Raw genomic sequence first — 24,128 nt, forward strand, 5'->3', positions numbered from 1 at the left:
CGAGGTATTGATTGTTTTTCGAACGCCCAGACGCCGGTGAAACGGCAGTTCTTGTTCACGTCGATTTCTATGATGAACAAAAACGTGAAGACCCGGGTGAGTTTTTAGAGCTCGTACGCTCTGCTGGTGCAGAGCCTGCGACTCTACTCACTGCTAGCCGCCACCGTCCTGACTCACGCACTTTTATTGGGTCGGGGAAGTTGGAAGAGCTGCGGGCACTGCTCGCGGTTCACGCGGCAGAATTGGTGATCTTTAATCACAGCTTAAGTCCCTCTCAAGAGCGCAATGTTGAGCAAGAGCTCAAGTGCCGAGTGCTTGACCGTACCGGTCTCATTCTGGATATTTTTGCGCAACGGGCAAGAACACATGAAGGTAAGCTGCAAGTAGAGCTTGCTCAGCTTGAATATATGTCGACTCGCCTAGTGCGAGGATGGACACACCTTGAGCGCCAAAAAGGCGGGATTGGTCTGCGTGGCCCAGGTGAGACACAGCTTGAAACCGACCGGCGCCTTTTGCGTGGGCGGATTAAATCGATTCACAAGCGGCTGGATAAAGTGCGTAGCCAGCGCGATCAGAATCGACGTGCACGTGCTCGTGCTGAAATCCATAGTGTATCGCTGGTGGGTTATACCAATGCGGGTAAATCAACGCTGTTTAACGCTCTGACTAATTCAGATGTCTACGCTGCCGATCAGTTGTTTGCCACACTCGACCCTACGCTTCGTCGGCTTGAAATTGAAGATGTTGGCCCAGTCGTGATGGCTGACACCGTGGGCTTTATCCGTCACTTACCTCATAAATTGGTAGAGGCGTTTCAAGCCACCCTCCAAGAAGCTTCGGAAGCGTCGCTACTGGTGCACGTCATAGATGCAGCAGACCCTGATCGCGAGCTGAACGTAGAGCAGGTTGAGCTAGTTTTAAAAGAGATTGGTGCAGATGATGTGCCGGTGCTCAAAGTGATGAATAAAATTGATAAGCTCGATAGTGCGCCGCGTATAGAGCGTGATGGTCATGGTGTACCAGAGGTTGTTTGGCTTTCGGCACAGCAGGGGCAGGGGCTAGAGTTGTTGCATGAGGCCCTTACCGAGCGCTTAGCTAATGATGTGATTGGCTTTTCGCTGACACTCACTCCTGAGCAAGGTAAGCTGCGCGCTGGCCTGCATGAATTGAATGCCGTTCGTGAGGAAGCCTTTGATGAGCAAGGGCATTCAGTTTTAGATGTGCGTTTGCCGCGACGAGATTTCAATCAGTTAATGGCCCAGTTGGGCGAACGAGCCAACACCTATTTGCCTGAAGCACTGCGTGAGACCGAAGAGTGGTAGGCAATTCATCATCCATCTGTAAGCGCTGCTTGTATTCTGATTTGTATAAAAATGGTACAAGGTTTATAGAGCAATAATATCAAAACGCGATGTCATCGTTGCAAACGGCGGCATTCGCGTTAGCGAATACCTTAGTGGAGACGAAGTATGGCCTGGAATGAGCCTGGTGGTGGCAACCAGCACGACCCTTGGAGTAGTGGCGGCCGACGCGGTGGAAACGACAGTGATGGAAACCGTGGTAATAATGGCGGCAACAATAATGGCAATAAAGGAGGCAATAACCAAGGCCCTCCTGACCTGGATGAAGCGCTGAAAAAGTTTCAGGATAAGCTCAACAGCATGCTGGGTGGCGGTAAAAAAGGCGGCAGTAAAAAAAGCGATGGTGGCGGCGGTAAAAGCCGTAACCCTTTCGCATTGCCTGGCTTGCTGGTTATTGTTGCGCTGGCGATTTGGGCCGCGATGGGTTTTTACCTAGTCGACCAATCCGAGCGTGGTGTTGTGCTTCGTTTTGGCGAATTCCAAGGCATTGTAGAGCCCGGCCTGCAGTGGAATCCGCCATTGATTGATGATGTGCGGATGGTGAATGTGACGCGCGTGCGGTCATTGACCCAAACGCAGTCCATGCTGACCCGCGATGAGAATATTGTTGAAGTCGAAATTTCAGCCCAGTACCAAGTGGCCAATCCCCGTGATTTCGTTCTAAACGTGCGAGATCCCGCTATCTCAATCGAGAATGCGTTGGACTCGGCGCTACGTCATGTGGTTGGTGGTACGGATATGATCGACATTCTAACCTCGGGTCGTGAAATTCTGGGCAGCTCTGTCTCTAGTCGTCTGCAGTCCTATCTCGATAACTATGGTGCTGGTATTCGTTTGCAAACCATCAACATTGAGTCGACGTCTGCTCCCGCGCCGGTAATTGATGCCTTTGATGATGTTATCCGTGCTCGTGAAGATCGTCAGCGTACCATTAACCAAGGTATTGCTTACGCCAATGCGATTATTCCTGAAGCACAAGGTCAGGCGCAGCGCATTGTTGAGCAGGGGCAGGGTTACCGTGAGTCAGTCGTTGCTGAAGCACAGGGTCAAGCCAACCGCTTTAACTCGCTGCTCTCCGAGTACGGTAATGCACCGGATATTATGCGCGAGCGAATGTACTTAGACACGATGGAAGAGGTGTTCAGTAATTCGCCGAAGGTGTTGCTGGATGTGAGCGAAAATGCCCCGTTAATGTATCTCCCGTTGGATCAAATGCGCGGCAGTACTGGTGGCAATCGGGCTAATTCGTCGTCGAGCAATAGTGCGGACAACAGTGATGATCAGTTAGACCCTGATGTGCTTGAGCGTTTGCGCAGCACTCAGAGCAGTTCATCATCGAATACCAATAGTAATTCCATCCGCAGGGAGGGCCGGTAAATGATTAATAATCGATCCCTGCTGATTGTTGGTGGTCTAGCTGCCGTTGCGTGGCTGGCGAGCAACACTCTGTACGTGGTAGACGAAACTGAACGTGCCGTTAAGCTGCGTTTTGGTGAAGTCATTGAAGAGAATATTCAGCCTGGCTTACACGCAAAAGTGCCGATCGCGCAAACGATTCGTAAGTTTGATACGCGTTTGCTGACCCTGGATACCGATACCAGCCGTTATCTGACGCTTGAGCAGAAAGCGGTAATCGTCGACTCCTATGTCAAGTGGCAAGTTGTTAACCCAACGCGCTACTACGAAGCGACAGCCGGCGATGAGTTGATGGCTATTCGTCTTATTCAGCCACGTGTGGATGAGAGCCTACGTAATGAATTTGGTCGTTTGAACCTGCAAGAAATTATTGCCGAGCGGCGCGATGATCTGATGACGGGCCCCACCGCTGAACTCGACGAGTTAATGCGTGAGGAGCTGGGGGTGGCTATCCGCGATATCCGTATTAAGCGGATCGACCTGCCCGAAGACGTATCGGCAGCTGTTTTTGAGCGTATGCGTTCCGAGCGTGAGCGTGAAGCTCGCGAGTGGCGTGCTCAAGGTCAGGAAGAGGCTGAGCGGATTCGTGCTAACGCAGATCGTCGCCGTCAGGTGCTGCTTGCGCAAGCCAATGAGCGTTCAGAAACACTGCGCGGTGAAGGTGATGCACAGGCTGCTGCGATCTTCTCTGAGGCGTATGGTCAGGATCAGGAGTTCTTCTCTTTCTGGCGCAGCCTAGAAGCCTATCGTGAAAGCTTTGCTGGCGATGGCAATATGATGGTTCTGGAGCCGAATAGCGATTTCTTCCGCTATTTACGCAACCCAGAGCCGGAAGGTGGTGAAAGCGAAGGTGAGTAAGTAGCTTTTGGCCGGTGTTCCTCGTCTCGTCATTCCTAGGGCTTGGCGGGGTTTATCCGGCCAATAAACGTGATAGAATTTATTAACCGGGCGTCGCCCGGTTTTTTTGTGGCCCTCATTTAACGCTGGCGTCGGCAATCATTTTGCTTCGTTACTGCTTGAGTTTATTGGGCCTTCATCGTCTTGCAGGATTGTTCACATGACCATCGCTGACCGCTGGCTACTGCCCGACGGCATGGATGAGGTGCTTCCGCCTCAGGCAAGCCGCATGGAAGAGCTGCGCCGTGCGCTGCTCGATCTTTACCATTGCTGGGGCTATGATCAGGTAATGCCACCGCCGGTGGAGTTTCTGGACTCTTTGTTAACAGGGACGGGGACAGATCTTGATCTGCAGACCTTTAAACTGACCGACCAGCTCACCGGCCGCATGATGGGAGCCTCTGCTGATGTAACGCCTCAAGTAGCGCGTATGGATGCTCACTCGCTAAAGCGGCAGGGGCCCGTGCGCCTTTGTTATTGCACCAACGTATTGCGTGCAAAGGCGGATCAGCACCAAGGCGGGCGTAGCCCGGTGCAGGTAGGTGCTGAGCTGTTTGGGCATGCCGGACTTGAGGCTGACAGTGAAATTATTCACTTGGCGCTGGCCAGTATGGAAGCTGCGGGCGCGAAGGAGATCCACTTAGCGCTTGGGCACATCGGTATTTACCGTAGCCTTGTTGATGCCGCTGCGCTCAGCGTTGAGCAAGAGAACGCACTGTTTGAGGCTCTGGCGCTCAAATCGCCCACGCAGCTAGCTCAGCTTGTCGGCGGTAGTGTCAGTGACCCGGCGCTAGCAGACATGCTGTTGGCGCTTGGCGAACTGCATGGTGGAGCGGATGTTTTAAGTCAGGCACGCGAGCGTTTTGCTGGCGCACCTGCCTCGGTCACGGCAGCGTTGGATCAGTTGGATGCGCTCTATCAGGGTGTGCTGGCACGCTTTGATGTGTCGCTCTATTTTGACTTGGCCGAGTTGCGCGGCTACCAATACCATACGGGTATGATGTTTGCCGCCTATGTGCCGGGCTATGGGCATGCGCTTGCTAAAGGTGGGCGCTATGACGATACGGGACGGGCCTTTGGCCGCGCTCGCCCCGCTACCGGTTTCTCGATGGATTTAAAGCAGCTGGCGTCGTTAGCGCTGGCATCCCCGAGTCAGGGTAGTATTTGGGCCCCCGCCCAACAAGATGAGTCGCTCAACGCTGCCATTGTTGCACTGCGTGAGCAGGGAGAACGCGTGATTCAAGCGCTGCCTGGGCAGCGTACTGGGCCGGCGGAGCATGAGTGTGACCGCCGTCTTGAGCTTATCAATGGTCGTTGGCAGACAACGGCCCTGACACAAGAGACGAGTGCATCATAATGGGTAAGAATGTCGTAGTGCTGGGCACCCAATGGGGTGACGAGGGCAAAGGTAAGATCGTTGATCTGTTGACTGAATCAGCATCCGCCGTGGTGCGTTTTCAAGGTGGCCACAATGCAGGCCACACGCTGGTCATCGACGGTGAAAAAACAGTTCTCCACCTGATACCTTCCGGCGTTTTGCGTCGAGGCACCACCTGTGTGATTGGTAATGGCGTGGTGCTTTCACCTGAAGCACTGATCAAAGAGATCCGTGAGTTAGAAGCCAAAGGCGTACCGGTTCGTGAGCGTCTGCGTCTTTCTCCCGCTTGCCCGCTGATCCTGCCTTACCATGTGCGCCTGGATCAGGCCCGTGAAAAGGCCCGCGGTATTGCCAAAATTGGCACCACTGGCCGAGGTATCGGACCTGCCTACGAAGACAAAGTGGCCCGCCGTAGTTTGCGTTTGGGTGATATGCTTCATCGCGAGCGCTTCGCTTCCAAGCTGGGCGAAGTCCTCGACTACCATAACTTTGTGTTGGTGAATTACCACGGCGAACCGGCAGTCGACTTCCAAGAAGTGCTGGATACCGCGATGCAGATGGCGGAAGAGCTTCGTCCGATGGTCTGCGACACAGTCAGCATGGTTCACGATCTGCGAAAAGCGGGTGAGAACATCCTGTTTGAAGGTGCTCAAGGCTCGCTGCTGGATATCGACCACGGCACTTACCCGTATGTCACCAGCTCGAACACTACCGCAGGCGGTGTCGCCACCGGTTCTGGTGTTGGTCCACTCTATTTGGATTATGTGCTCGGTATTACCAAGGCGTATACAACCCGCGTTGGTTCTGGTCCGTTCCCCACGGAGCTATTTGACGTTGATGGCCGCCACCTTGCCGAACGTGGTCATGAGTTTGGTGCGACCACAGGCCGTGCGCGCCGCTGTGGTTGGTTTGATGCGGTCGCGCTACGTCATGCCGTGCAAATCAACTCGGTATCCGGTATCTGCTTGACCAAGCTTGATGTGTTAGACGGTCTGGAAAATATCCGTGTCTGCATTGGTTATCGTAGTAAAGATGGTGATGTGATGGAAAACCCTGTGGATTCAGAAGGTTTTGAAGCTATTGAGCCGCTTTATGAAGATTTACCCGGTTGGAAAGAGTCGACCTTGGGCGCTAAGCGAGTAGAAGATTTACCCGCCAATGCTCGCGCGTATATCAGCTACCTCGAAGAGAAGGTGGGCACCTCTATTGATATCATCTCCACCGGTCCAGACCGTATGGAAACCATCGTGCTGCGTAACCCGTTCGATAGTTAATAAGGGGTCAAGCTAAGCACACAAAAGGGGCAACTGAGTTGCCCCTTTTGCATGTGTAAGCTGTATTAAAAGTCGATGCCGCGGCGTGCTTGTAAGCCGTTATTGAAGGCATGGCGAACTTCCTGCATTTCGGTCACAGTATCGGCCATGGCGATTAATTCGCGGTGGGCGTTACGGCCGGTAATAATCACTGTTTGCTCTGATGGGCGATTCTCCAGGGCCTGCTTGACCGTTGCGATCTCCAGGTAGCCGAACTTAAGCATATAGGTGATTTCGTCCAGCACGACTAAATAGGTCTCTGGATCTGCCAGCATGCGTTCAGCTTGTCGCCATACTTCATGGCAGGCATCGGTATCCGCTTGGCGATTTTGCGTGTCCCAGGTAAACCCTGTCGCCATTATCGCCACGTCTAGATTGGCATCCTCCTCCAATCGGTTGCGCTCGCCGCACTCCCAAAGCCCCTTGATAAACTGCACTACACCCACTTTATAGCCGTAACCCAAGGCGCGGGTGACAGTGCCCCAGGCAGCCGTCGTTTTGCCTTTGCCGTTACCGGTGTTGACGATGATTAGGCCGCGTTGCTCGCTGGCACTAGCGACTTTTTCATCTACACGTGCTTTCAGCTTCTGCATAGACGCTTTATGGCGGGTATCGCGGTCACTCATGATGTCTCCTGGAGGTGACGTTATTAAAGATGGTAGGGGTTGCGCGCTAGCCTAAGTCATCCAACAAGGGTTGAACATCTTTTTGAACACCCAGATGGGTAACTTTTGTATAGATTTATGCTGATGATGGCTAAGGTTTGGTTAAATAAAGCGCGCCTCCATGCCGAAAAGAACAAGAGATAAACAACAGAATTGGCCCCTAGGGGGCTGGCTGCTCTAGAATAGATGGCCATGTCTAGTCAGGAATTAAATCATGCCCTCATTTGATATCGTTTCAGAGTTCGATAAGCACGAAGGTGCTAACGCCGTTGATCAAGCTAACCGAGAAGTGCAGTCGCGTTTTGATTTTAAAGGCGTCGACGCCAGCTTCACTTTGGAAGGCGATAAAGTGCAGTTAGAGGCAGAAGTTGATTTTCAGCTTAAGCAAATGCTCGATGTGCTGCGAGCCCGTCTTATCGCCCGTGGTATCGACGCCCGCTGTATGGACGTTCAAGACCCGGTACTCTCTGGTGTCAAAGCGCGCCAGGAAGTCGCTTTAAAGGAAGGGCTTGACGCCGCGGAAGCCAAAGATGTGGTCAAACGCATCAAAGCCAGCAAACTCAAAGTACAGGCACAAATCCAGGGTGAGAAGGTGCGTGTCACGGGTAAAAAACGCGACGATTTGCAAGCTGTTATGGCACTGCTACGGGGCGAAGAGGGGCCGGACTTGCCACTCCAGTTTGATAACTTCCGCGACTAAGCAGGAGTCTCGCCGCCGTCACCCGGTGTTAACTATATAAATATTCGTTTTATACAGGAGTCACGCATTATGTCTGATCCGCAGCCGGTTTATTTAAGCGACTACCAGCCACCCGTTTACCGGATAACGCATACCGAGCTGACGTTTGATCTTGACCCCGCCGCGACCCGTGTGAAAGCGCGACTGTTGATAGAGCGACATGCCGAGGCTGACGCTAATGCGCCGCTGGTGTTAAACGGCGAACATTTAAAGCTCATCTCCCTGTCAATTGATGCAGCGCCGCTGAGTGAATCCGCTTATCAAGTGACGGCAGAGACCCTAAGTATCGCCGATGTTCCCGAGCGGTTTGTGTTGGAGAGCGAAGTAGAGATCGCTCCGCAGGATAACACCGCGTTAGAGGGGCTCTACCAGTCCAGCGGTATGTATTGCACCCAGTGTGAAGCTGAAGGCTTTCGGCGAATAACGTTTTACACTGACCGCCCGGATGTCATGGCGACCTTCAAGGTCACGGTGATCGGCGATCAGCAGCGTGAGCCGGTACTACTGGCTAACGGTAACCCGTTAGAGCGCGGCGAGCTGGAAGGCGGTCGTCATTTTGTCACCTGGGAAGACCCGCACCCCAAACCCTGTTATCTGTTCGCTCTGGTGGCAGGCGACCTGCATCGCGTAGAAGATCACTTCACTACGATGAGCGGGCGTGAGGTCACCCTGCAGATCTGGGTGGAGAAAGAGAACCTGGATAAGACCGAACATGCCATGGCCTCATTGAAACGGGCCATGGCGTGGGATGAGCAGGCGTATGGGCGTGAGTACGACCTGGATCTATTTATGATCGTGGCCGTCAATGACTTCAATATGGGAGCAATGGAGAACAAAGGTCTTAATATCTTTAACTCCGCTGCGGTGCTGACGCATCCCCAGACCGCCACCGATGCTTCGTTTCAGAATGTTGAAGGCATCGTCGCCCATGAGTACTTCCATAACTGGTCGGGCAATCGCGTCACCTGTCGCGACTGGTTCCAGCTCTCATTGAAAGAGGGCTTTACGGTCTTCCGTGACCAGTGCTTTTCGGCAGATACTAACTCAGCGCCGGTTAAGCGCATCCAGGATGTCTCTTTTTTCCGTACTGCTCAGTTCGCCGAAGATGCTGGCCCCACGGCGCACCCGGTTCGCCCTGACCACTTTATCGAAATTACCAACTTCTACACCTTGACCATTTATGAGAAGGGAGCCGAAATCGTACGCATGCTGCGTAATTTAGTCGGGGAGGAAAATTTCCGTCGCGGCTCAGACCTCTACTTTGAGCGTTTCGATGGGCAGGCAGTGACCATTGAGGACTTCGTAGGCTGTATGACGGAGGTCTCTGGCGAAGACTTGGGACAGTTTATGCGCTGGTACTCCCAAGCGGGCACGCCGGATATCGATGCTCATGGGGATTATGACTATGTGCATGGCGAATATCAGCTAACACTGCGTCAGCGCACGCCTGCAACCCCTGGCCAACCTGATAAGCTCCCGCTGCATATTCCGGTGCGTTTGGGGTTGGTGGGAACCAAGTCGGGCCAAGATCTAACGTTAACTCTGAATGGCGAAAAAATAGGTAAAGACGCTGTCATTCACCTGCGCGATGACGAGCAGACGTTTGTCTTTACCGATGTTGCTGAAGCCCCTGTGCCCTCGTTGTTACGCGAGTTCTCAGCGCCAGTGAAGTTGCACTACCCCTATTCGCGGGAAGATCTTGCCTTCTTGCTGACCCATGATAGCGATGGCTTCAACCGCTGGGATGCGGGGCAGCGTTTGGTGCTGTTAGCGTTGGATGACTTGATCGCCGCCCATCGCAACGGTGTTGAAAAGGTCATGGATAGCCGTGTTGTGGATGCTTTTAAAGCGCTCTTGAGTGGCTCAATGAGCGATAAGGCGGTATTGGCCGAAATGCTGACACTACCCTCTGAAGCGTATATCGCCGAGCAGCAACCCATTGTGGATGTTGATGCCATTCACGCGGCGCGGGAATTTGTCCGTCAGTCGTTAGCCGTTGCTCTGCGCGATGAGTTTCTGGCTATCTATGAGTCCAATGAGACCGAAAAGCCTTACGCGCCGACACCCGAGCAAATAGCTCAGCGTAGTCTGAAAAACGTGGCGCTATCTTATCTTATGTCGATTGAGGATGAGCAGGGCCTGGCGCTATGTGAAACCCAATTTGCTGCCAACCACAATATGACAGATGTGCGTCAAGCACTTACGTTACTGGTGCATAGTGATCGCGATGATTTGGCCTCGCCAGCGTTGAAATCCTTTGGTGAGAAGTGGGCGCATGATCCGTTAGTAATGGATCAGTGGTTCACTATTCAGGTGTCGCGCCCTCAGTCGGACGTGTTGGACCGGGTACAGTATTTAATGAAGCACCCCGCATTTTCACTTAAAAACCCCAACAAAGTTCGCGCGCTTATCGGGGCTTTTGCGCAGAATCGGGTTAATTTCCATCGTTTGGACGGCCAGGGCTACCAATTACTTGCCGATGTGGTCATTGAGCTTAACCGGCTTAATCCCGAAATTGCCGCTCGGCTTATTACGCCGCTCACCCGCTGGCAGCGCTTTGATGAAACCCGCCAGACTTTAATGCGGTCTCAGCTGGAGCGTATTAAGCAGGAACCGCTGTCTTCAAATGTATATGAGGTGGTCGAGAAAGCATTGGCATAGTGGCCAGCAGCAGTTAACCAAGGAAAGGAACAACAACGGTGACAGACTCTCAGCAACACTATTTACTTATTATTAATGGTAAATCAGCCGGTAATCCGGCATTGCGTGAAGCCGTCAATGAACAGCGCCAAGCAGGGATGCAAATTACTGTCCGCTCCACCTGGGAAGGTGGCGATGCTGCTGATATTGCTGAGCAATCTGACGGCATGGGGATTACACATGTGATTGCCTGTGGTGGTGATGGCACGGTTAGCGAAGTCATGAACGGGCTGATGCGTTTGCCCCATGACCGACGCCCCGCGTTGGGCATTGTGCCATTAGGCAGCGCCAATGATTTCGCTACCTCGGTAGGGCTGCCACTGGAGCCAGGCTCGGCCTTGGCCGCAGCAAGAGCGCTAAGTGCCTATCCTATTGACGTTGTCCGTGTGACCGCCGGTGCAGGCGGTGAATCAGCGACAAGCTACTATCTGAATATGACTACCGGTGGCTTTGGCGCGGAAATTACTTCATCAACCCCCAAAACCCTCAAGCGACTGTTGGGGGGCGGTGCATATTCGTTAATGGGCGCGCTCAAGGCATGGCGTCACCGTAGCTACCGCGGCACTCTGCATTGGGATGAAAAAGAGGAGAGTGCGTCGCTACTATTGCTAGCACTAGGCAATGGCCGCCAATCAGGGGGAGGGCAGGTTCTGGCGCCACGGGCAAAGCTGGATGATGGTCGTCTGGATGTGCTGCTAGTGAAAGACTTTCGCTCAGTGACAGAGCTAACCAAGCTGATTAGCGAGTTACAAAGCTTTCCCTATGATGGCCGGTTTGTTCGCTATTTCACCACGACACAACTAACGGTGACGACTCAGGCGGGGGATCCGCCCTGGCCATTAACACTGGATGGCGAGGCGCGCTGTTATGACCATTTCTGCGCCGAGGTAGTGCCTCTTGCGCTGCGTGTACTGCTGCCAGAGGAGTGCCCCTTGCTCTCCTCAAGCAATCCGTCTTAATCGTATTGACTTGAATGTTTATCGCTATAAAGGAGCAGAATCTAATGGCAAATCGCGTTTGGATACCTGCAGTTGGCGTTTTGGCGCTACTGCTGAGTGCCTGCGGGGACTCTCAGGAAGATCCTACCGTAACGCCCGATGATAATTCTGAGGTTACGGATGATCAGGCAGTACGCGAAGAGGAGGCCCCAGCCGCGGCTGAAATGTCCAGCCCTGAACAAGTAGAGGATGAAATCGAAGCACGACAGGCTGCTGATGAGCGTGAGCGTGCTGAAGCGCTAAGAGAGGAGGGCAGCAGTCAAAATGAGAGCGCTCCTGCTGCTGACGCTGCGTCGGTGGAGGCAGGAGAAGATACCCTGGCGGCCGACCCTGACGATGCACTCGATGAAGAGAGCGCAATGCCTGGTGAGGCAACCCGTTCCGACGTAGACGAAATGATTGCTGAAACCGAGCGTCGTTTTGAAGAGGCAGAACAGCGACTTGAAGAACAGTTTCAAGAGGTCGAGCAGCAGACTCCCACATTAGAGCCAATGGAAAATGAAGATTTTTCGTCTAGTTGGGACGATGAGAGTAGCTTGCCAGAAAGGACGCCTTTGCAAGATGATCGTGAAGCTACTGACGTCGATGCCTTAATCGAAGATACAGAGCGTCGCTTTGAAGAAGCGCAACAGCGGCTTGAGGAGCAGTTTAAAGAGTTGGAGAGCCGTGAAATGGATACTGGACCAACCATTGATGCAAACGAGAATGACCGCGTTGAACTCGATAACAGTGACGACAGCGAAGGTGTAGAAAATAATAGCGAGAGGTAAGTGGGGTTACCGATTGCCCATAAAAAAGGCCCGCGTTAGCGGGCCTTTGTCCATCCGTTTGCAATTAAGCAGGGCGGATGTTGGAAGCCTGAAGGCCTTTTTTACCCTGAGTCACTTCAAAGCTGACTTTTTGACCATCTTGCAGGGTCTTGAAGCCTTCAGCTTGAATTTCGGAGAAGTGGGCGAACAGATCGTCTCCGCCATCATCAGGAGAGATGAAGCCGAAGCCTTTAGTATCGTTGAACCACTTAACTGTGCCAGTTGCCATTTTCTATTTCCTTAACGTGCTTAATATTCAAACGGGCAACTCAATTGTCCACCCGCTACAATTACTCTAGATGCAAACGCGGCTGTCGTCCAGCCACATACCTAAGATTTTTTATTTCTTTGCGAGCAAGCACAAATGATGCAGTTGGGTTTTGTTGATGCGCAGTTTATTTCCTTTCTGGTGGCGATCACGTTGCTTACGATTAGCCCTGGCGTCGACACGCTGCTGGTGATTCGTAATACGGCGCGTGGTGGCATTCGTGATGGGATTACTACCAGTATGGCGATCTGTAGCGGTCTATTTGTACATGCCACAATTTCTGCGTTGGGTATCTCGCTTATCCTGCTGCAATCCGCCTGGGCATTTCACATGTTGAAGCTGGTGGGAGCGGGCTATCTGATTTGGCTAGGTGTCACCAGCTTGTTGGCAGCACGGCGTGGGCAGCCGCTGCCCGTTAATGGCATGCTAAAAGGCGCGCCTCCTGTCTCTCGATGGCAACCCGTGAAGGAGGGATTTTTGTCCAACGTACTGAATCCTAAAACGGTCGTCTTCTATATGGCTTTTTTACCGCAGTTCATTGCCCCAGGTGACCCCGCCTTGTTGAAGTCCCTTTGGTTGGCGTCGGTGCACTTTATGATTGCCAACGTGTGGCAAATCAGCGTGGTCTTGATGGTCGGTAGTGCAGGTAAGTGGTTGGCCAACGCACGTTTTGCGCAAACCTTGAATGCCACTACGGGAGCCGTGCTAGTGGTGTTTGGTATTCGACTGGCACTAACACAGCGCCCGGTATAATGAACCGGGCGCCGGTGGTGCGTTATGGAGAGTAGAGCTTAACGGCGAGCAAGAAGTGCTCGGTCGTAGCGCACTTGCTGTTCGTTATCGCTAAGCAGTGAAACACCTTCGCTATTGCCGCCGTTGGCGAGACTTTCAAAAATGACTCGATAGCTAAGCACTGCCTGCACATAGTCGCGCGTTTCGCGGAAAGGAATGCTTTCGACAAATAGGTCAAAAGCCTCTACACCATCACCTAGCCACTGATCGACGCGGCCTGGTCCGGCATTATAAGCCGCTGCGGCGGCCAGTCGATTGCCTTGATAGCGTTGCAACTTATCGCGTAAGTAGGTGCTACCCAGACGAATATTGAGCTCTGGATCAAGCACACCGTAGGGGCCTGGGTCGCTAATGCCGAGTTCGCGGCTAACCTGGGTAGCGGTGCCGGGCATTAACTGCATTAGTCCACGCGCACCTGCGGGGGACAGGGCATTGGGGTTGTAAGCGCTTTCACGCCGGGTAATGGCCATCAATAGGTATGGGTCTACGCCGGTCAGCCGCCCCCAGTGCTGAAAGCTATCGTGGTAGGCTTGCGGGAAACGCCAATCCAATGCATCCCACATCTCGGCGGCAATGGTCGTTTGCACCAGGCGTGCGTGCCACTGCTGCTGAGCGGCATAATCGGCCAATGCACGTGCCTGTTGCGGAGAGCCACTCTGCACCGCATGCAGCCACTCGCTATTAGCAAGCCCGTCTTCACCAATGCGAAGTAATGCCTCGGTACGCTGAACGGCGGGTAGTTGCGCTATGCGCTGGCGCGACGCTTCGTCAAAGTGATTACGCTCAAGATTTAACTGGTAGGGCTGTCCAATTTTTTCTGCCGCAGCAAATCCATAAAAACTGCGATCCGTAGCCGCTTGGCGGTAACGCGCTTCGGCGGCTGCTTGATTGCCAAGCTGAGCATTAGCGCGTCCCAGCCAATACTGCCAACGACTATTTTCTTGCTGGGTCGCTGGCATTTCGGCAATCCAGTGGAGTACGCCGTTCCAGTCTCGGTTTGCCAGGGCATAGCGAACGCGAAGCTCTGAGACGCGCTCGCTTTCAAGTGTAGGCAGCACGCTATCGACCCAGTTGAGCGTGCCTGGTACATCGCGGACCAGGGCATAAAATGCCAGCTCTTCCTCAATGGCTGCACGGTCACTGGGCAGCAGGGTCAAGCGTGGTGATAGTGTCTGCCAAGCGACAAACGCAGCGGGGGTATCTTCACGCGTAAAACGCTGCATGGCCGCCCGGTAAAAGCTGGCGGTTGCGGCACACTCCGGGCCCAGGCAGGTGGGCGCCTGAGTAATGGCACTGCTGCGTTCGGTTACACTGTCCACGGTATCCAGGGCAGTTTGCCACTGTCCGCTTAACAACCCGTCAAGGTAGTTTGAAAGGCCTGATTCGCCCGACTGCCAAGCCAGCATCTTGCGTTCCCAAATTGCCGTGGCATCAATGGTGCCGTTGGCACGCAGGCGGTCAAACAGCGGATCGCAGGCATTTGGCTGGGAGCTACCCGTCCGCCAAAGATTGAGCCCCGCCGCGTTGGCTTGCTGTGGTTGAGAGTCGAGCAACGCCGTATAGTAGTAGCACTGGCGCGCCGTACCGGCAGGCTCGCCATTAGCGACGGCCAGTAAGTCACTATATCTACCTGCATGACCATAGTTAGCTATCGCCTGGCCACGCATCCAGCCCGACAAGGGCGAATCAGCGTATTGATTAATAAAGCGCTGAACGCTGTCAGGAGACACGTTCGGTAGTTGCCCTCTCAGCCGGTGATACTCCACGTAGCCACTCAGTGGGTGGCTTTCTATTGAGCGAACGTCAACCCGCTGCCACTGCTGATCTCTTGCTGCCGCGAGAGCATCGCGTAGCTCACTGTCCGAAGCGGCCCATGAAAAGGCGGGTATGCCTGCCAGTAGTGCTGTACATAGCACACGAGCGGTATGGCGAAATGGCGAAACCAACATAGTGCACACTCTCTATCAATTAGCTCTATTTAAACCTGGGGAATTAATACCAAGAAATTACTGAGTCACCGTTATACTGAACGAATGGTAACAGCCATGATCTGACAGCCCAGATACTCGGAGGATTTAATTACGATGGCCCCATTATCCACTTGGTGGTTCCTGCGTCGACTCAAATCCCGTGTTTGGGCGACAAAACGTATTGTGCGCGCATTAAAACTGTTCGTTCCCATGACTCGCGACGTTATCCGTGGTGACTTTCGCCCCATCCCTTGGTCAGCATTTGGCATGATGGCGTTAGCTTTGGCCTATTTAGTGATGCCATTTGATCTGATCCCCGATTTTTTAATGCTGATTGGCGTTGTGGATGATGTGTTGATCGTTGGCTGGTTGCTAAATCGGATTGACCAACGCTTAGAGGGTTACCGGGCATGGAAATATAGCGACCCTGATATGACGCCTTCTTAACCGATTTGGTTTCTTACCTCCCCGCTGCTTGAAAAAGCGCCGCTTATCCCCATATCTGCTTCACGAAACCTTTCTATGCCTCTGCTGCATTTATTAGCAGGGGCAAATGACTCAACGTGATCTATAAGGGCTAAGCGCATGACTACTGCTACCCACGAAGAAACACTTGGCTTTCAAACGGAAGTTAAGCAACTCTTGAATTTGATGATTCACTCCCTGTACTCCAACCGGGAGATTTTCTTACGCGAGCTTATCTCAAACGGCGCTGACGCCTGCGACAAGCTACGTTACGCGGCCCTCGATAACGATGCGCTCTATGAAGGCGACAGTGAGCTGCGTATTGAAATCGAGCATGACCGCGAAGCCAACACGATTACCCTGCGTGATAACGGCGTAGGCATGAACCGCGAAGACGTCATCGCTAACTTGGGTACGATTGCGCGCTCAGGAACGGCTGAATTTCTCAAGCAGCTTTCCGGCGAGCAGCAAAAAGACGCCAAGTTGATTGGTCAGTTCGGTGTTGGCTTCTACTCTGGTTTTATCGTTGCTGATGAAATTACAGTGCGTACCCGCAAGGCAGGCACTGACGCTGCTGAAGGCGTTGAGTGGCGCTCGAAAGGGGAAGGGGAGTTTACCGTTGCCGATATTGAGCGTGCACAGCACGGTACGGAAATTACTCTGCACCTTAAAGAGGACGCCAAAGAGTTTGCCGATGACTATCGCCTGCAGGGGTTGGTTCGCAAGTATTCGGATCATATCGAAGTGCCCGTACGCATGCCGAAGACTGAAACGGCAAAAGACGATGAAGGCAACAGTATCGAGGGTAGTGAGGTAACTACCTGGGAAACCGTTAATGAGGCTACAGCACTATGGTCGCGCCCCAAAGGCGAGGTTTCCGACGATGAGTACAAGGCGTTCTATAAGCACGTTGCTCACGATTTTTCTGACCCGCTGACCTGGAGCCACAATAAGGTCGAAGGCAAGCTTGAGTACACCAGCCTGCTCTATGTGCCAGGCCGTGCACCGTTTGATATGTTTGACCGCGACGGCGCCCGGGGCGTTAAACTTTATGTTCAGCGCGTGTTCATTATGGATGACGCAGAACAGTTCCTGCCGCTCTATCTGCGCTTCATCAAGGGTGTGCTGGATACCCGCGAATTGTCGCTCAATGTGTCACGTGAACTGCTCCAGCAAGATCCTAATGTCGACAAGATCAAAGCAGCGCTCACCAAGCGCGGCTTGGATATGCTGAAAAAGCTCACCAAGGATAAAGAGCAGTATCAGACTTTCTGGAACACCTTCGGCAGCGTGTTGAAAGAGGGACCGGGTGAAGATCCATCTAACCGCGAAAAAATCGCTGGCTTGTTGCGCTTTGCTTCTACCCACTCTGATACCGCCACCCAGGAACATGCGCTGGCCGACTACGTCGAGCGTATGAAAGAGGGTCAGCAGAAGATTTACTACGTTGTGGCTGATAGTTTCAACGCGGCAAAAAATAGCCCGCACCTGGAAATCTTCCGCAAGAAAGGCATCGAAGTCCTGCTGCTTTCAGACCGCATTGATGATTGGCTGATGAGTCATCTCACCGAGTTTGATGGCAAAACCTTTGCCGATGTGGCCAAAGGCGAATTGGATTTGGGCGATGTTGAAGATGCCGACGAGAAGAAAGCTCAGGAAGAGACCGCTAAAGCCAAAGAGGATCTGGTCAAGCGCGTTAAAGAAGCGTTAGGCGATGGGGTGCAAGATGTGAAAGTCACCCACCGCCTCACGGACTCTCCGGCCTGCGTGGTATTGCCGGAACATGAGATGGGCTATCAAATGCGCCGGATCATGGAGGCCGCTGGCCAGCCGCTGCCGGAGGTGAAGCCAATTCTTGAGCTGAATCCTAGTCACGCGCTGGTGGCGCGTTTAGAAGGGGCTGAAGGCGATCTCTTTACCCAGCTCTCCTACATCTTGCTGGATCAAGCCATCATCGCCGAAGGCGGTCATTTGGATGACCCAGCCGCCTACGTGAAGCGTTTAAATAGCGTGCTGACTGCTTAAGCTAGCACTTGCTACGTTAATGACGGCCCGCTTGGTTACCTCAGCGGGCCGTCTGTTTTGGTACAGTAGGGATATACGTTCTGCAAGACTTACTAGGACATCACCATGGCTGAGCAGCAAATCAACGTCGCGGTACTGGGGGGCGGTAGTTTCGGTACCGCCCTGGCGAGTATTGCCGCCGATAATGGCGCCCGCGTGCATCAGTGGATGCGCGATGAAGCGCTGGTCGCGCAAATCAATCACGAGCATCGTAACGGACGCTATCTGCCTCACTATGTGATAAATCCCGCCGTGCAGGCTTCTACTGACCTCCAAGCCGTACTGGCAGACGCGGAGCTGGTGCTGATTGCGATCCCATCCAAAGCCTTTCGCAGTGTGGTGCAAGCAGCGAAAGCGTGGTTGAGGCCTGAGCAGATACTGGTGAGCACCACCAAAGGGATAGAGCAAGATAGCTTTCTGCTCATGAGCCAAGTGCTTGAGCAGGAGACAGGCTATACCCATATCGGCGTCATTGCAGGGCCCAATTTGGCCTCTGAAATCGCTGATAAGCAGCTAACTGCGACCGTGATTGCCAGTGCCGACCCGCTAACGCGCACCCGGGTTCAGCAAGCACTGGGCTGTCGTTATTTCCGCGTTTACGCCAGCGATGACCGCCACGGAGTCGAATTGGGCGGTGCGTTAAAAAATATCTATGCGATTGCTGCTGGCATGGCCGCAGCGTTAGGCATGGGCGAGAATACTCGCAGCATGCTGATGACGCGTGCTCTAGCAGAAATGAGCCGGTTTGCCGTCGCAGAAGGTGCGAATCCCATGACGTTTTTGGGTTTGGCTGGGGTGGGCGATTTAATCGTTACCTGCTCATCTAACTTGTCACGCAATTACCGTGTCGGCTATGCCATGGGCGAAGGGCGCACGCTCGAAGAGGCGGTAGATGCGCTAGGTCAGGTGGCTGAAGGGGTCAATACCGTGAAGCTGGTTTGCGCTAAAGCAAGTGAAATGGGCGTGTATATGCCGCTAGCTGAAGGGCTTTATCATGTGCTGTTTGAGGGCGTGCCCGCCCAAGATATGGCGCGCACCCTGATGATGGGGGAGCAGAGTAGTGACGTAGAGTTTATTCTGCCGCGTGAAGCCGTAAAGCAAGCGCATCGAGACCAGGCGCCTCACAACCAGGCTGCTAATAACAATGGAGATAAGAATGCCTGACGTGCTGGTGATGCGCCATGGTGAAGCAGGGCCGGGGTATCCCGACCATGCGCGTCGGTTAACCCCCCGCGGCGAGCAGGAGGCGGAAAAAATGGCGCGCTGGCTGGCCGAGCGTGTCGTGGCAGGTGAGATGGTTATGCCGAGGCTGTATGCCAGCCCCTATGCCCGCGCGCAGCAAACAGCCCAGTCGCTGTGCAACGCGCTGGGAACATCGCTTGAGACGCTTGATTTTATTACCCCGGAGGACTCACCCAGTGCCGTGAGCGACTGGCTGCTTGAGCAACCAGACGATGCGCCGATTATGTTAATTAGCCATATGCCGCTGGTGGGTGATCTGGCTGGGTTGTTGGTAGAGGGTAGCCCTGCCCAAGGCGTTGGCTTCCCGACCGCTGCCATCGCCGAGCTTGAGGCTGATGTATGGGCAGCCGGCTGTGCGCAGTTGAAGCGCTTCACTCAACCTAGTCAGTTGGCCTAGTTCAGGTTTGTTCTCTTAAAATATGTAGCATAAAAAACGGCTGCATGAGCAGCCGTTTTTAGGTTTTACCACGCTCCTAGATCAAGGTGCTTTACAGCAGCGCGTCGAGCTTCTCTTTTAGCAGGCCGTTTACCTGCTGAGGATTGGCGGTACCACGCGAGGCCTTCATCACCTGGCCAACAAAGTAGCCGATCATCTTGCCGCGTTTTTCCGGCTCCGAGTCGCGGTACTGGGCGACTTGGGCGGGGCTATCGGCAATTACTTGATCGATCATCGCCTCAATGGCGCCAGTGTCGGTGACCTGCTTAAGGCCTTTCGAATCAATTACCTCGTCGGCAGACTCACCTTGGCCGTTCCACAAGGCCTGAAAAACCTCTTTAGCGGCTTTACCGTTAATGGTGTCATCCAGTACGCGGCTGATCAGCTCACCTAGCTGGCGCGCTGAGATCGGGCTATTGGCAATGCTTAGGTTTTCGCGGTTAAGCGCCCCGGAAAGCTCACCCTGTACCCAGTTGGCCGCCTGCTTGGCATCGCCGCACTCGTTATGCACCGCTTCAAAAAATTCAGCCATATCGCGGCTGGCGGAGATGACGTTGGCGTCATAAGCAGACAGCCCCAGCTCGCTCTGGAAACGCTCGCGCTTATCCGCCGGGAGTTCGGGGAGTTGGCCACGCAGGTGATCGAGATAGGCCTGGTCGAGTACCACCGGCAGCAGGTCGGGGCAGGGGAAGTAACGGTAGTCGTTGGCCTCCTCCTTGGTGCGCATGCTGCGGGTTTCATCACGATCAGGGTCAAATAAGCGGGTTTCTTGAACCACCGTGCCACCATCTTCGATCAGCTCAATCTGCCGCTCAACCTCAAAGGCAATGGCACGCTCGACAAAACGGAAGGAGTTAACGTTTTTAATCTCAGCGCGGGTACCAAAGACTTCCTGGCCTTGAGGGCGTACCGAGACGTTAACGTCGCAACGCATGGAGCCTTCCGCCATATTGCCGTCGGAAATGCCCAGGTAGGTAACGATCGAGTGAATCGCCTTGAGATACGCTGCGGCCTCTTTGGCGTTGCGCATATCGGGCTCTGAAACGATTTCCAGTAGCGGCGTGCCTGCTCGGTTCAAGTCAATGCCGGTCATGCCATGAAAGTCTTCATGCAGCGACTTACCGGCATCTTCCTCAAGGTGAGCATGGTGAATCCGGATTCGCTTGGTGCTGCCATCCTCTAGGGTGATTTCAACGTCGCCAGGGCCCACGATAGGGTGGTACATCTGGCTGGTTTGATAGCCCTTGGGCAGGTCGGGATAGAAGTAATTTTTACGGTCAAACACCGATACTTCAGCGATATCCGCATGCACCGCCAAGCCGAACTGAACGGCCATGGCCACGGCTTGCTCATTCAGCACGGGCAACACACCCGGCAGGCCTAAATCGACCGCGCACGCCTGAGTATTTGGCTCAGCACCAAACGCCGTTGAGGCGCCGGAGAAGATTTTTGAACGCGTTGCGAGCTGAACGTGGACTTCAAGCCCAATCACGGTTTCCCATTGCATTAGGCGTACTCCTCGGCAAAGGCAGGACGTTGTAAGTGCCAGTCGGTCGCTTGTTGAAACTGATGGGCAACGTTAAGCAGCTGCGCTTCGGCAAAGTGGGTGCCGAGAATTTGCAGCCCCACCGGGCGGCCATTGGAGAAGCCCGCCGGTACGCTGATGCCGGGGATGCCCGCCAGATTAACCGCGATGGTGTAGATATCCTGCAGGTACATCGACACCGGATCTTTTTTTGCGCCTAAGTCAAAGGCTGGCGTGGGTGATGCCGGGCCCATCAGCACATCGACATCTTCAAAGGCATCCAAAAAGTCCTGACGGATCAAGCGGCGAACCTTTTGTGCCTTGGTGTAGTAAGCGTCAAAGAAGCCTTCTGATAGCGTATGTGTGCCGATCAGAATACGTCGTTTGACCTCTTCGCCAAAGCCCTCGGCCCGTGAGCGTAAATATAAATCTGTCAAATCGCTAGGGCTCTCGCAGCGGTGGCCAAAACGCACACCGTCGTAGCGAGACAGGTTCGAAGAGGCTTCAGCGGGAGCGATAACGTAATAGGCCGGTATCGCATAGTGAGTATGCGGCAGGCTGACTTCGCGCACCGTGGCGCCCAGGGATTCGTATACTTTTACCGCTTCACGAACGGCTTTTTCCACGTCCGGATCTAAGCCATCGCCAAAATACTCTTTGGGGAGGCCGATTTTAAGGCCGGAGAGTGGGGCGTTAAGGCTTTCCACATAATCCGGCACGCCGCGGGTAACGCTGGTAGAGTCGCGTCCGTCGTGACCGGCAATAACACCCAACAGGTGCGCGCAATCTTCGGCGCTACGCGCCATTGGGCCTGCTTGGTCAAGACTTGAGGCGTAGGCAATGATGCCAAAGCGTGATACGCGGCCATAGGTCGGTTTTAGGCCGGTAATGCCACAAAACGCCGCAGGCTGGCGAATCGAGCCGCCAGTGTCGGTACCCATTGCCGCGGGAACTAAGCCTGCGGCGATGGCTGCCGCGCTACCACCGGAGCTACCGCCGGGCACTGCTGTCAGGTCCCAGGGGTTTTTAACCGGGCCGTAGTAGCTATTTTCGTTGGAGGAGCCCATGGCGAACTCATCCATATTGGTTTTACCCAAACTGATAGCGCCCGCCGCATTCAGTTTTTCAACCACGGTGGCATTGTAAGGGGCGATAAAGTTATCCAGCATTTTTGAGCCGCAGCTGGTTTTCACGCCCTGGGTGCAAAAAATATCTTTGAGCGCCAGGGGAATACCCGCAAGAGGCCCTGCAGTGCCAGCCGCTCGGGCGTTGTCGGCTACTTCAGCCTGTTTCAGCGCTTGCTCGGCGGTCACGCTGATAAAACTATTCAGCTTGCCGTCAGCCTTTTCAATACGCTGCAAATAGTGAGCGGTCAGCTCGCGGCTTGAAAACTCGCCGCTTTTTAAGGCGGCAGCGAGTTGCGTTAATGTTTTCTCATACATGACCCGGAAGCTCCGTTCAGGGGCGAAAAAAAGAGGCGATGTGGGTGGTCTGAGTGTGCTCGAACACGCGTTTATTCAACAACGCGGGGTACGAGATACAGGCCGTTTTCCACTGCCGGAGCACAGCGCTGAAAGAGATCGCGCTGGTTAGATTCTGTCACTTCATCGGCGCGCAGTCGCTGGGTCGCATCTAATGGATGGGCAAGCGGCATTACACCTTCAGTATCAAGGCTTTGTAGCTGGTCGACCATGTCCAAAATCCGGCTTAGGTCGTCTACAAAGCCGCTGGCTTGGTCATCGCTGACGGCTAGTCGGGCCAAGTGAGCGGCCCGACGCACATGAGATTCTTCAAGCGCCATGATCGAGATTTCCTCGTAAACGTAATGGAACAATATCCGCTTTGAGCGGTATACATACCGATATCAAAAAAACGTCTTGTGTAGCAGACGTGGAAAATAGCCGCAAAAGGTACCACATATTGGCCTTGCCGGGCAGTATTAGGCACGACTCGTGCTTGCTGCCAGGGGGATGCGGTGATACCGTTTGCATCCGCACAGGTTTCCGGTCTGCACTAGGTAACAACATCCATGTTTAAACGTTTGAGGGGGCTGTTTTCCAGCGATCTATCGATCGACTTGGGTACGGCCAATACACTGATTTATGTACGCGGTCGCGGCATCGTGCTCGATGAGCCATCCGTGGTTGCTATCCGCCAATCAGGCAATATGCGCAGCGTCGCGGCAGTCGGTACTGATGCCAAGCGAATGCTAGGGCGTACGCCTGGCAACATTACCGCGATTCGACCGATGAAAGATGGCGTTATTGCCGACTTCACCGTTACCGAACAGATGTTGCAGCACTTTATCCGCAAAGTTCATCAAAGCACTTTTTTAACCCCCAGCCCGCGTGTGCTGGTGTGCGTTCCTTGCATGTCAACGCAAGTTGAGCGCCGGGCGATCCGCGAGTCTGCAGAAGGTGCTGGTGCTCGCGAGGTGTTCTTGATCGAAGAGCCTATGGCTGCTGCGATTGGCGCTGGACTCCCGGTTGATGAAGCTCAAGGGTCAATGGTGGTTGATATCGGTGGTGGTACCACTGAAATCGCGATTATTTCACTCAATGGCGTGGTCTACTCCGAGTCTATTCGGGTGGGTGGCGACCGCTTTGATGAGGCGATTACCGCCTACGTGCGACGTCACTACGGCAGCCTGATTGGCGAAGCGACGGCTGAGCGCATCAAAGAAGAGATCGGTTGCGCATACCCCGGTGGTGAGCTGCGTGAAATAGATGTACGCGGCCGTAATCTGGCCGAAGGTATTCCGCGCAGCTTTACGCTGAATTCCCACGAAACCTTGGAAGCTTTGCAAGAAACCCTGGGTTCTATTGTGGCCGCGATCAAGAGCGCCCTTGAGCAGTCACCACCTGAGTTGGCGTCTGATATCGCCGAGCGAGGCTTGGTGTTAACAGGCGGCGGTGCGCTACTGCGTGATCTCGATAAGCTGATTGCTGAAGAAACAGGTCTGCCGGTGATTGTTGCCGAAGATCCGTTGACCTGCGTCGCTCGCGGCGGTGGTAAAGCGCTGGAGATGATTGATCAGCACACTTTTGAGTTGCTGTCGAGCGACTAACGCAGCGGTTAATTGCGGGGGGA

The 24,128-nt window shown here is 53.9% G+C and carries 21 protein-coding genes; 15 read left to right on the top strand and 6 right to left on the bottom strand.

Translation table 11 applies throughout. The features are described 5' to 3' along the window. Positions 1-11 precede the first annotated feature (11 nt). The 5 genes from hflX to AC5TBW_RS06795 all read left to right on the top strand — a co-directional run bounded on the left by hflX (position 12) and on the right by AC5TBW_RS06795 (position 6,326). The gene (hflX, locus tag AC5TBW_RS06775) at positions 12-1,322 is read left to right on the top strand and encodes a ribosome rescue GTPase HflX (RefSeq protein ID WP_495511330.1); all 1,311 of its coding nucleotides are present in this window, start codon (positions 12-14) and stop codon (positions 1,320-1,322) included. A gap of 147 nt (positions 1,323-1,469) precedes the next feature. After that, on the top strand, positions 1,470-2,738 hold the full coding sequence (gene hflK / locus AC5TBW_RS06780) for an FtsH protease activity modulator HflK (protein ID WP_495511331.1): 1,269 nt from the start codon (positions 1,470-1,472) through the stop codon (positions 2,736-2,738). Beyond that, the gene (gene hflC, locus AC5TBW_RS06785) at positions 2,739-3,635 is read left to right on the top strand and encodes a protease modulator HflC (protein ID WP_495511332.1); all 897 of its coding nucleotides are present in this window, start codon (positions 2,739-2,741) and stop codon (positions 3,633-3,635) included. It abuts the gene before it with no gap. A 199-nt stretch (positions 3,636-3,834) separates the two neighbouring features. Next, a complete protein-coding gene (locus tag AC5TBW_RS06790; protein WP_495511333.1) occupies positions 3,835-5,031 on the top strand; it encodes an ATP phosphoribosyltransferase regulatory subunit in 1,197 nt (398 codons plus the stop codon). After that, positions 5,031-6,326, top strand: a complete 1,296-nt coding sequence (locus tag AC5TBW_RS06795) for an adenylosuccinate synthase (RefSeq protein WP_495511334.1) — start codon at positions 5,031-5,033, stop codon at positions 6,324-6,326. The genes AC5TBW_RS06790 and AC5TBW_RS06795 overlap by 1 nt, the downstream gene beginning before the upstream one ends. A gap of 65 nt (positions 6,327-6,391) precedes the next feature. Here the strand turns inward: AC5TBW_RS06795 and cobO are convergent, their stop codons facing one another. Next, complete coding sequence (gene cobO / locus AC5TBW_RS06800; protein WP_495511335.1) at positions 6,392-6,991, bottom strand: cob(I)yrinic acid a,c-diamide adenosyltransferase; 600 nt, start codon at positions 6,989-6,991, stop codon at positions 6,392-6,394. Between the two features lie 253 nt (positions 6,992-7,244). On the opposite strand from cobO, the gene AC5TBW_RS06805 reads away from it, so the two are divergent. The 4 genes from AC5TBW_RS06805 to AC5TBW_RS06820 all read left to right on the top strand — a co-directional run bounded on the left by AC5TBW_RS06805 (position 7,245) and on the right by AC5TBW_RS06820 (position 12,237). Continuing rightward, on the top strand, positions 7,245-7,730 hold the full coding sequence (locus AC5TBW_RS06805) for a YajQ family cyclic di-GMP-binding protein (protein WP_007114656.1): 486 nt from the start codon (positions 7,245-7,247) through the stop codon (positions 7,728-7,730). Positions 7,731-7,799: 69 nt separating this feature from the next. Then, entirely contained in the window at positions 7,800-10,430 is a 2,631-nt protein-coding gene (gene pepN / locus AC5TBW_RS06810; RefSeq protein WP_495511336.1) for an aminopeptidase N, read from the top strand. A 38-nt stretch (positions 10,431-10,468) separates the two neighbouring features. Beyond that, complete coding sequence (gene yegS / locus AC5TBW_RS06815) at positions 10,469-11,428, top strand: lipid kinase YegS (RefSeq protein WP_495511337.1); 960 nt, start codon at positions 10,469-10,471, stop codon at positions 11,426-11,428. A gap of 44 nt (positions 11,429-11,472) precedes the next feature. Continuing rightward, entirely contained in the window at positions 11,473-12,237 is a 765-nt protein-coding gene (locus AC5TBW_RS06820) for a hypothetical protein (RefSeq protein WP_495511338.1), read from the top strand. Positions 12,238-12,301: 64 nt separating this feature from the next. On the opposite strand, the gene AC5TBW_RS06825 is transcribed toward AC5TBW_RS06820, so the two are convergent. Further along, positions 12,302-12,505: a cold-shock protein gene (locus AC5TBW_RS06825; protein WP_007114660.1), complete on the bottom strand. Its 204-nt coding sequence runs from the start codon at positions 12,503-12,505 to the stop codon at positions 12,302-12,304. A 135-nt stretch (positions 12,506-12,640) separates the two neighbouring features. Here AC5TBW_RS06825 and AC5TBW_RS06830 point away from each other — a divergent pair, with 135 nt between their 5' ends. Then, positions 12,641-13,297, top strand: a complete 657-nt coding sequence (locus AC5TBW_RS06830) for a LysE family translocator (RefSeq protein ID WP_495511339.1) — start codon at positions 12,641-12,643, stop codon at positions 13,295-13,297. Positions 13,298-13,335: 38 nt separating this feature from the next. On the opposite strand, the gene AC5TBW_RS06835 is transcribed toward AC5TBW_RS06830, so the two are convergent. After that, on the bottom strand, positions 13,336-15,285 hold the full coding sequence (locus tag AC5TBW_RS06835) for a transglycosylase SLT domain-containing protein (RefSeq protein WP_495511340.1): 1,950 nt from the start codon (positions 15,283-15,285) through the stop codon (positions 13,336-13,338). A 135-nt stretch (positions 15,286-15,420) separates the two neighbouring features. Here AC5TBW_RS06835 and AC5TBW_RS06840 point away from each other — a divergent pair, with 135 nt between their 5' ends. The 4 genes from AC5TBW_RS06840 (at position 15,421) to sixA (ending at position 19,474) form a co-directional block, all read left to right on the top strand. Further along, the gene (locus tag AC5TBW_RS06840) at positions 15,421-15,753 is read left to right on the top strand and encodes a YkvA family protein (RefSeq protein WP_495511341.1); all 333 of its coding nucleotides are present in this window, start codon (positions 15,421-15,423) and stop codon (positions 15,751-15,753) included. Between the two features lie 138 nt (positions 15,754-15,891). Next, positions 15,892-17,796, top strand: coding sequence for a molecular chaperone HtpG (gene htpG / locus AC5TBW_RS06845; RefSeq protein ID WP_495511342.1), 1,905 nt, complete (start codon positions 15,892-15,894; stop codon positions 17,794-17,796). Between the two features lie 105 nt (positions 17,797-17,901). Beyond that, a complete protein-coding gene (locus AC5TBW_RS06850; protein ID WP_495511343.1) occupies positions 17,902-18,999 on the top strand; it encodes an NAD(P)H-dependent glycerol-3-phosphate dehydrogenase in 1,098 nt (365 codons plus the stop codon). Continuing rightward, the gene (sixA, locus tag AC5TBW_RS06855; RefSeq protein WP_495511344.1) at positions 18,992-19,474 is read left to right on the top strand and encodes a phosphohistidine phosphatase SixA; all 483 of its coding nucleotides are present in this window, start codon (positions 18,992-18,994) and stop codon (positions 19,472-19,474) included. Before AC5TBW_RS06850 ends, sixA begins: the two co-directional genes overlap by 8 nt. A gap of 91 nt (positions 19,475-19,565) precedes the next feature. On the opposite strand, the gene gatB is transcribed toward sixA, so the two are convergent. The 3 genes from gatB to gatC all read right to left on the bottom strand — a co-directional run bounded on the left by gatB (position 19,566) and on the right by gatC (position 22,839). Next, the gene (gatB, locus tag AC5TBW_RS06860; RefSeq protein ID WP_495511345.1) at positions 19,566-21,020 is read right to left on the bottom strand and encodes an Asp-tRNA(Asn)/Glu-tRNA(Gln) amidotransferase subunit GatB; all 1,455 of its coding nucleotides are present in this window, start codon (positions 21,018-21,020) and stop codon (positions 19,566-19,568) included. Next, a complete protein-coding gene (gatA, locus tag AC5TBW_RS06865) occupies positions 21,020-22,480 on the bottom strand; it encodes an Asp-tRNA(Asn)/Glu-tRNA(Gln) amidotransferase subunit GatA (protein WP_495511346.1) in 1,461 nt (486 codons plus the stop codon). Before gatA ends, gatB begins: the two co-directional genes overlap by 1 nt. Positions 22,481-22,551: 71 nt before the next feature. After that, entirely contained in the window at positions 22,552-22,839 is a 288-nt protein-coding gene (gene gatC, locus AC5TBW_RS06870; RefSeq protein WP_495511347.1) for an Asp-tRNA(Asn)/Glu-tRNA(Gln) amidotransferase subunit GatC, read from the bottom strand. A gap of 228 nt (positions 22,840-23,067) precedes the next feature. On the opposite strand from gatC, the gene AC5TBW_RS06875 reads away from it, so the two are divergent. Further along, on the top strand, positions 23,068-24,105 hold the full coding sequence (locus AC5TBW_RS06875) for a rod shape-determining protein (protein ID WP_007114671.1): 1,038 nt from the start codon (positions 23,068-23,070) through the stop codon (positions 24,103-24,105). Positions 24,106-24,128 lie beyond the last annotated feature (23 nt).

The organism is Vreelandella sp. ssv (assembly GCF_059448525.1).

Coding starts and splice junctions, on each gene's coding strand:
- hflK (WP_495511331.1), top strand. CDS start 1,470: ATGGCCTGGAATGAGCCTGGTGGTGGCAACCAGCACGACCCTTGGAGT.
- hflC (WP_495511332.1), top strand. CDS start 2,739: ATGATTAATAATCGATCCCTGCTGATTGTTGGTGGTCTAGCTGCCGTT.
- AC5TBW_RS06790 (WP_495511333.1), top strand. CDS start 3,835: ATGACCATCGCTGACCGCTGGCTACTGCCCGACGGCATGGATGAGGTG.
- AC5TBW_RS06795 (WP_495511334.1), top strand. CDS start 5,031: ATGGGTAAGAATGTCGTAGTGCTGGGCACCCAATGGGGTGACGAGGGC.
- cobO (WP_495511335.1), bottom strand. CDS start 6,991: ATGAGTGACCGCGATACCCGCCATAAAGCGTCTATGCAGAAGCTGAAA.
- AC5TBW_RS06805 (WP_007114656.1), top strand. CDS start 7,245: ATGCCCTCATTTGATATCGTTTCAGAGTTCGATAAGCACGAAGGTGCT.
- pepN (WP_495511336.1), top strand. CDS start 7,800: ATGTCTGATCCGCAGCCGGTTTATTTAAGCGACTACCAGCCACCCGTT.
- AC5TBW_RS06820 (WP_495511338.1), top strand. CDS start 11,473: ATGGCAAATCGCGTTTGGATACCTGCAGTTGGCGTTTTGGCGCTACTG.
- AC5TBW_RS06825 (WP_007114660.1), bottom strand. CDS start 12,505: ATGGCAACTGGCACAGTTAAGTGGTTCAACGATACTAAAGGCTTCGGC.
- AC5TBW_RS06830 (WP_495511339.1), top strand. CDS start 12,641: ATGATGCAGTTGGGTTTTGTTGATGCGCAGTTTATTTCCTTTCTGGTG.
- AC5TBW_RS06835 (WP_495511340.1), bottom strand. CDS start 15,285: ATGTTGGTTTCGCCATTTCGCCATACCGCTCGTGTGCTATGTACAGCA.
- AC5TBW_RS06840 (WP_495511341.1), top strand. CDS start 15,421: ATGGCCCCATTATCCACTTGGTGGTTCCTGCGTCGACTCAAATCCCGT.
- htpG (WP_495511342.1), top strand. CDS start 15,892: ATGACTACTGCTACCCACGAAGAAACACTTGGCTTTCAAACGGAAGTT.
- AC5TBW_RS06850 (WP_495511343.1), top strand. CDS start 17,902: ATGGCTGAGCAGCAAATCAACGTCGCGGTACTGGGGGGCGGTAGTTTC.
- sixA (WP_495511344.1), top strand. CDS start 18,992: ATGCCTGACGTGCTGGTGATGCGCCATGGTGAAGCAGGGCCGGGGTAT.
- gatB (WP_495511345.1), bottom strand. CDS start 21,020: ATGCAATGGGAAACCGTGATTGGGCTTGAAGTCCACGTTCAGCTCGCA.
- gatA (WP_495511346.1), bottom strand. CDS start 22,480: ATGTATGAGAAAACATTAACGCAACTCGCTGCCGCCTTAAAAAGCGGC.
- gatC (WP_495511347.1), bottom strand. CDS start 22,839: ATGGCGCTTGAAGAATCTCATGTGCGTCGGGCCGCTCACTTGGCCCGA.
- AC5TBW_RS06875 (WP_007114671.1), top strand. CDS start 23,068: ATGTTTAAACGTTTGAGGGGGCTGTTTTCCAGCGATCTATCGATCGAC.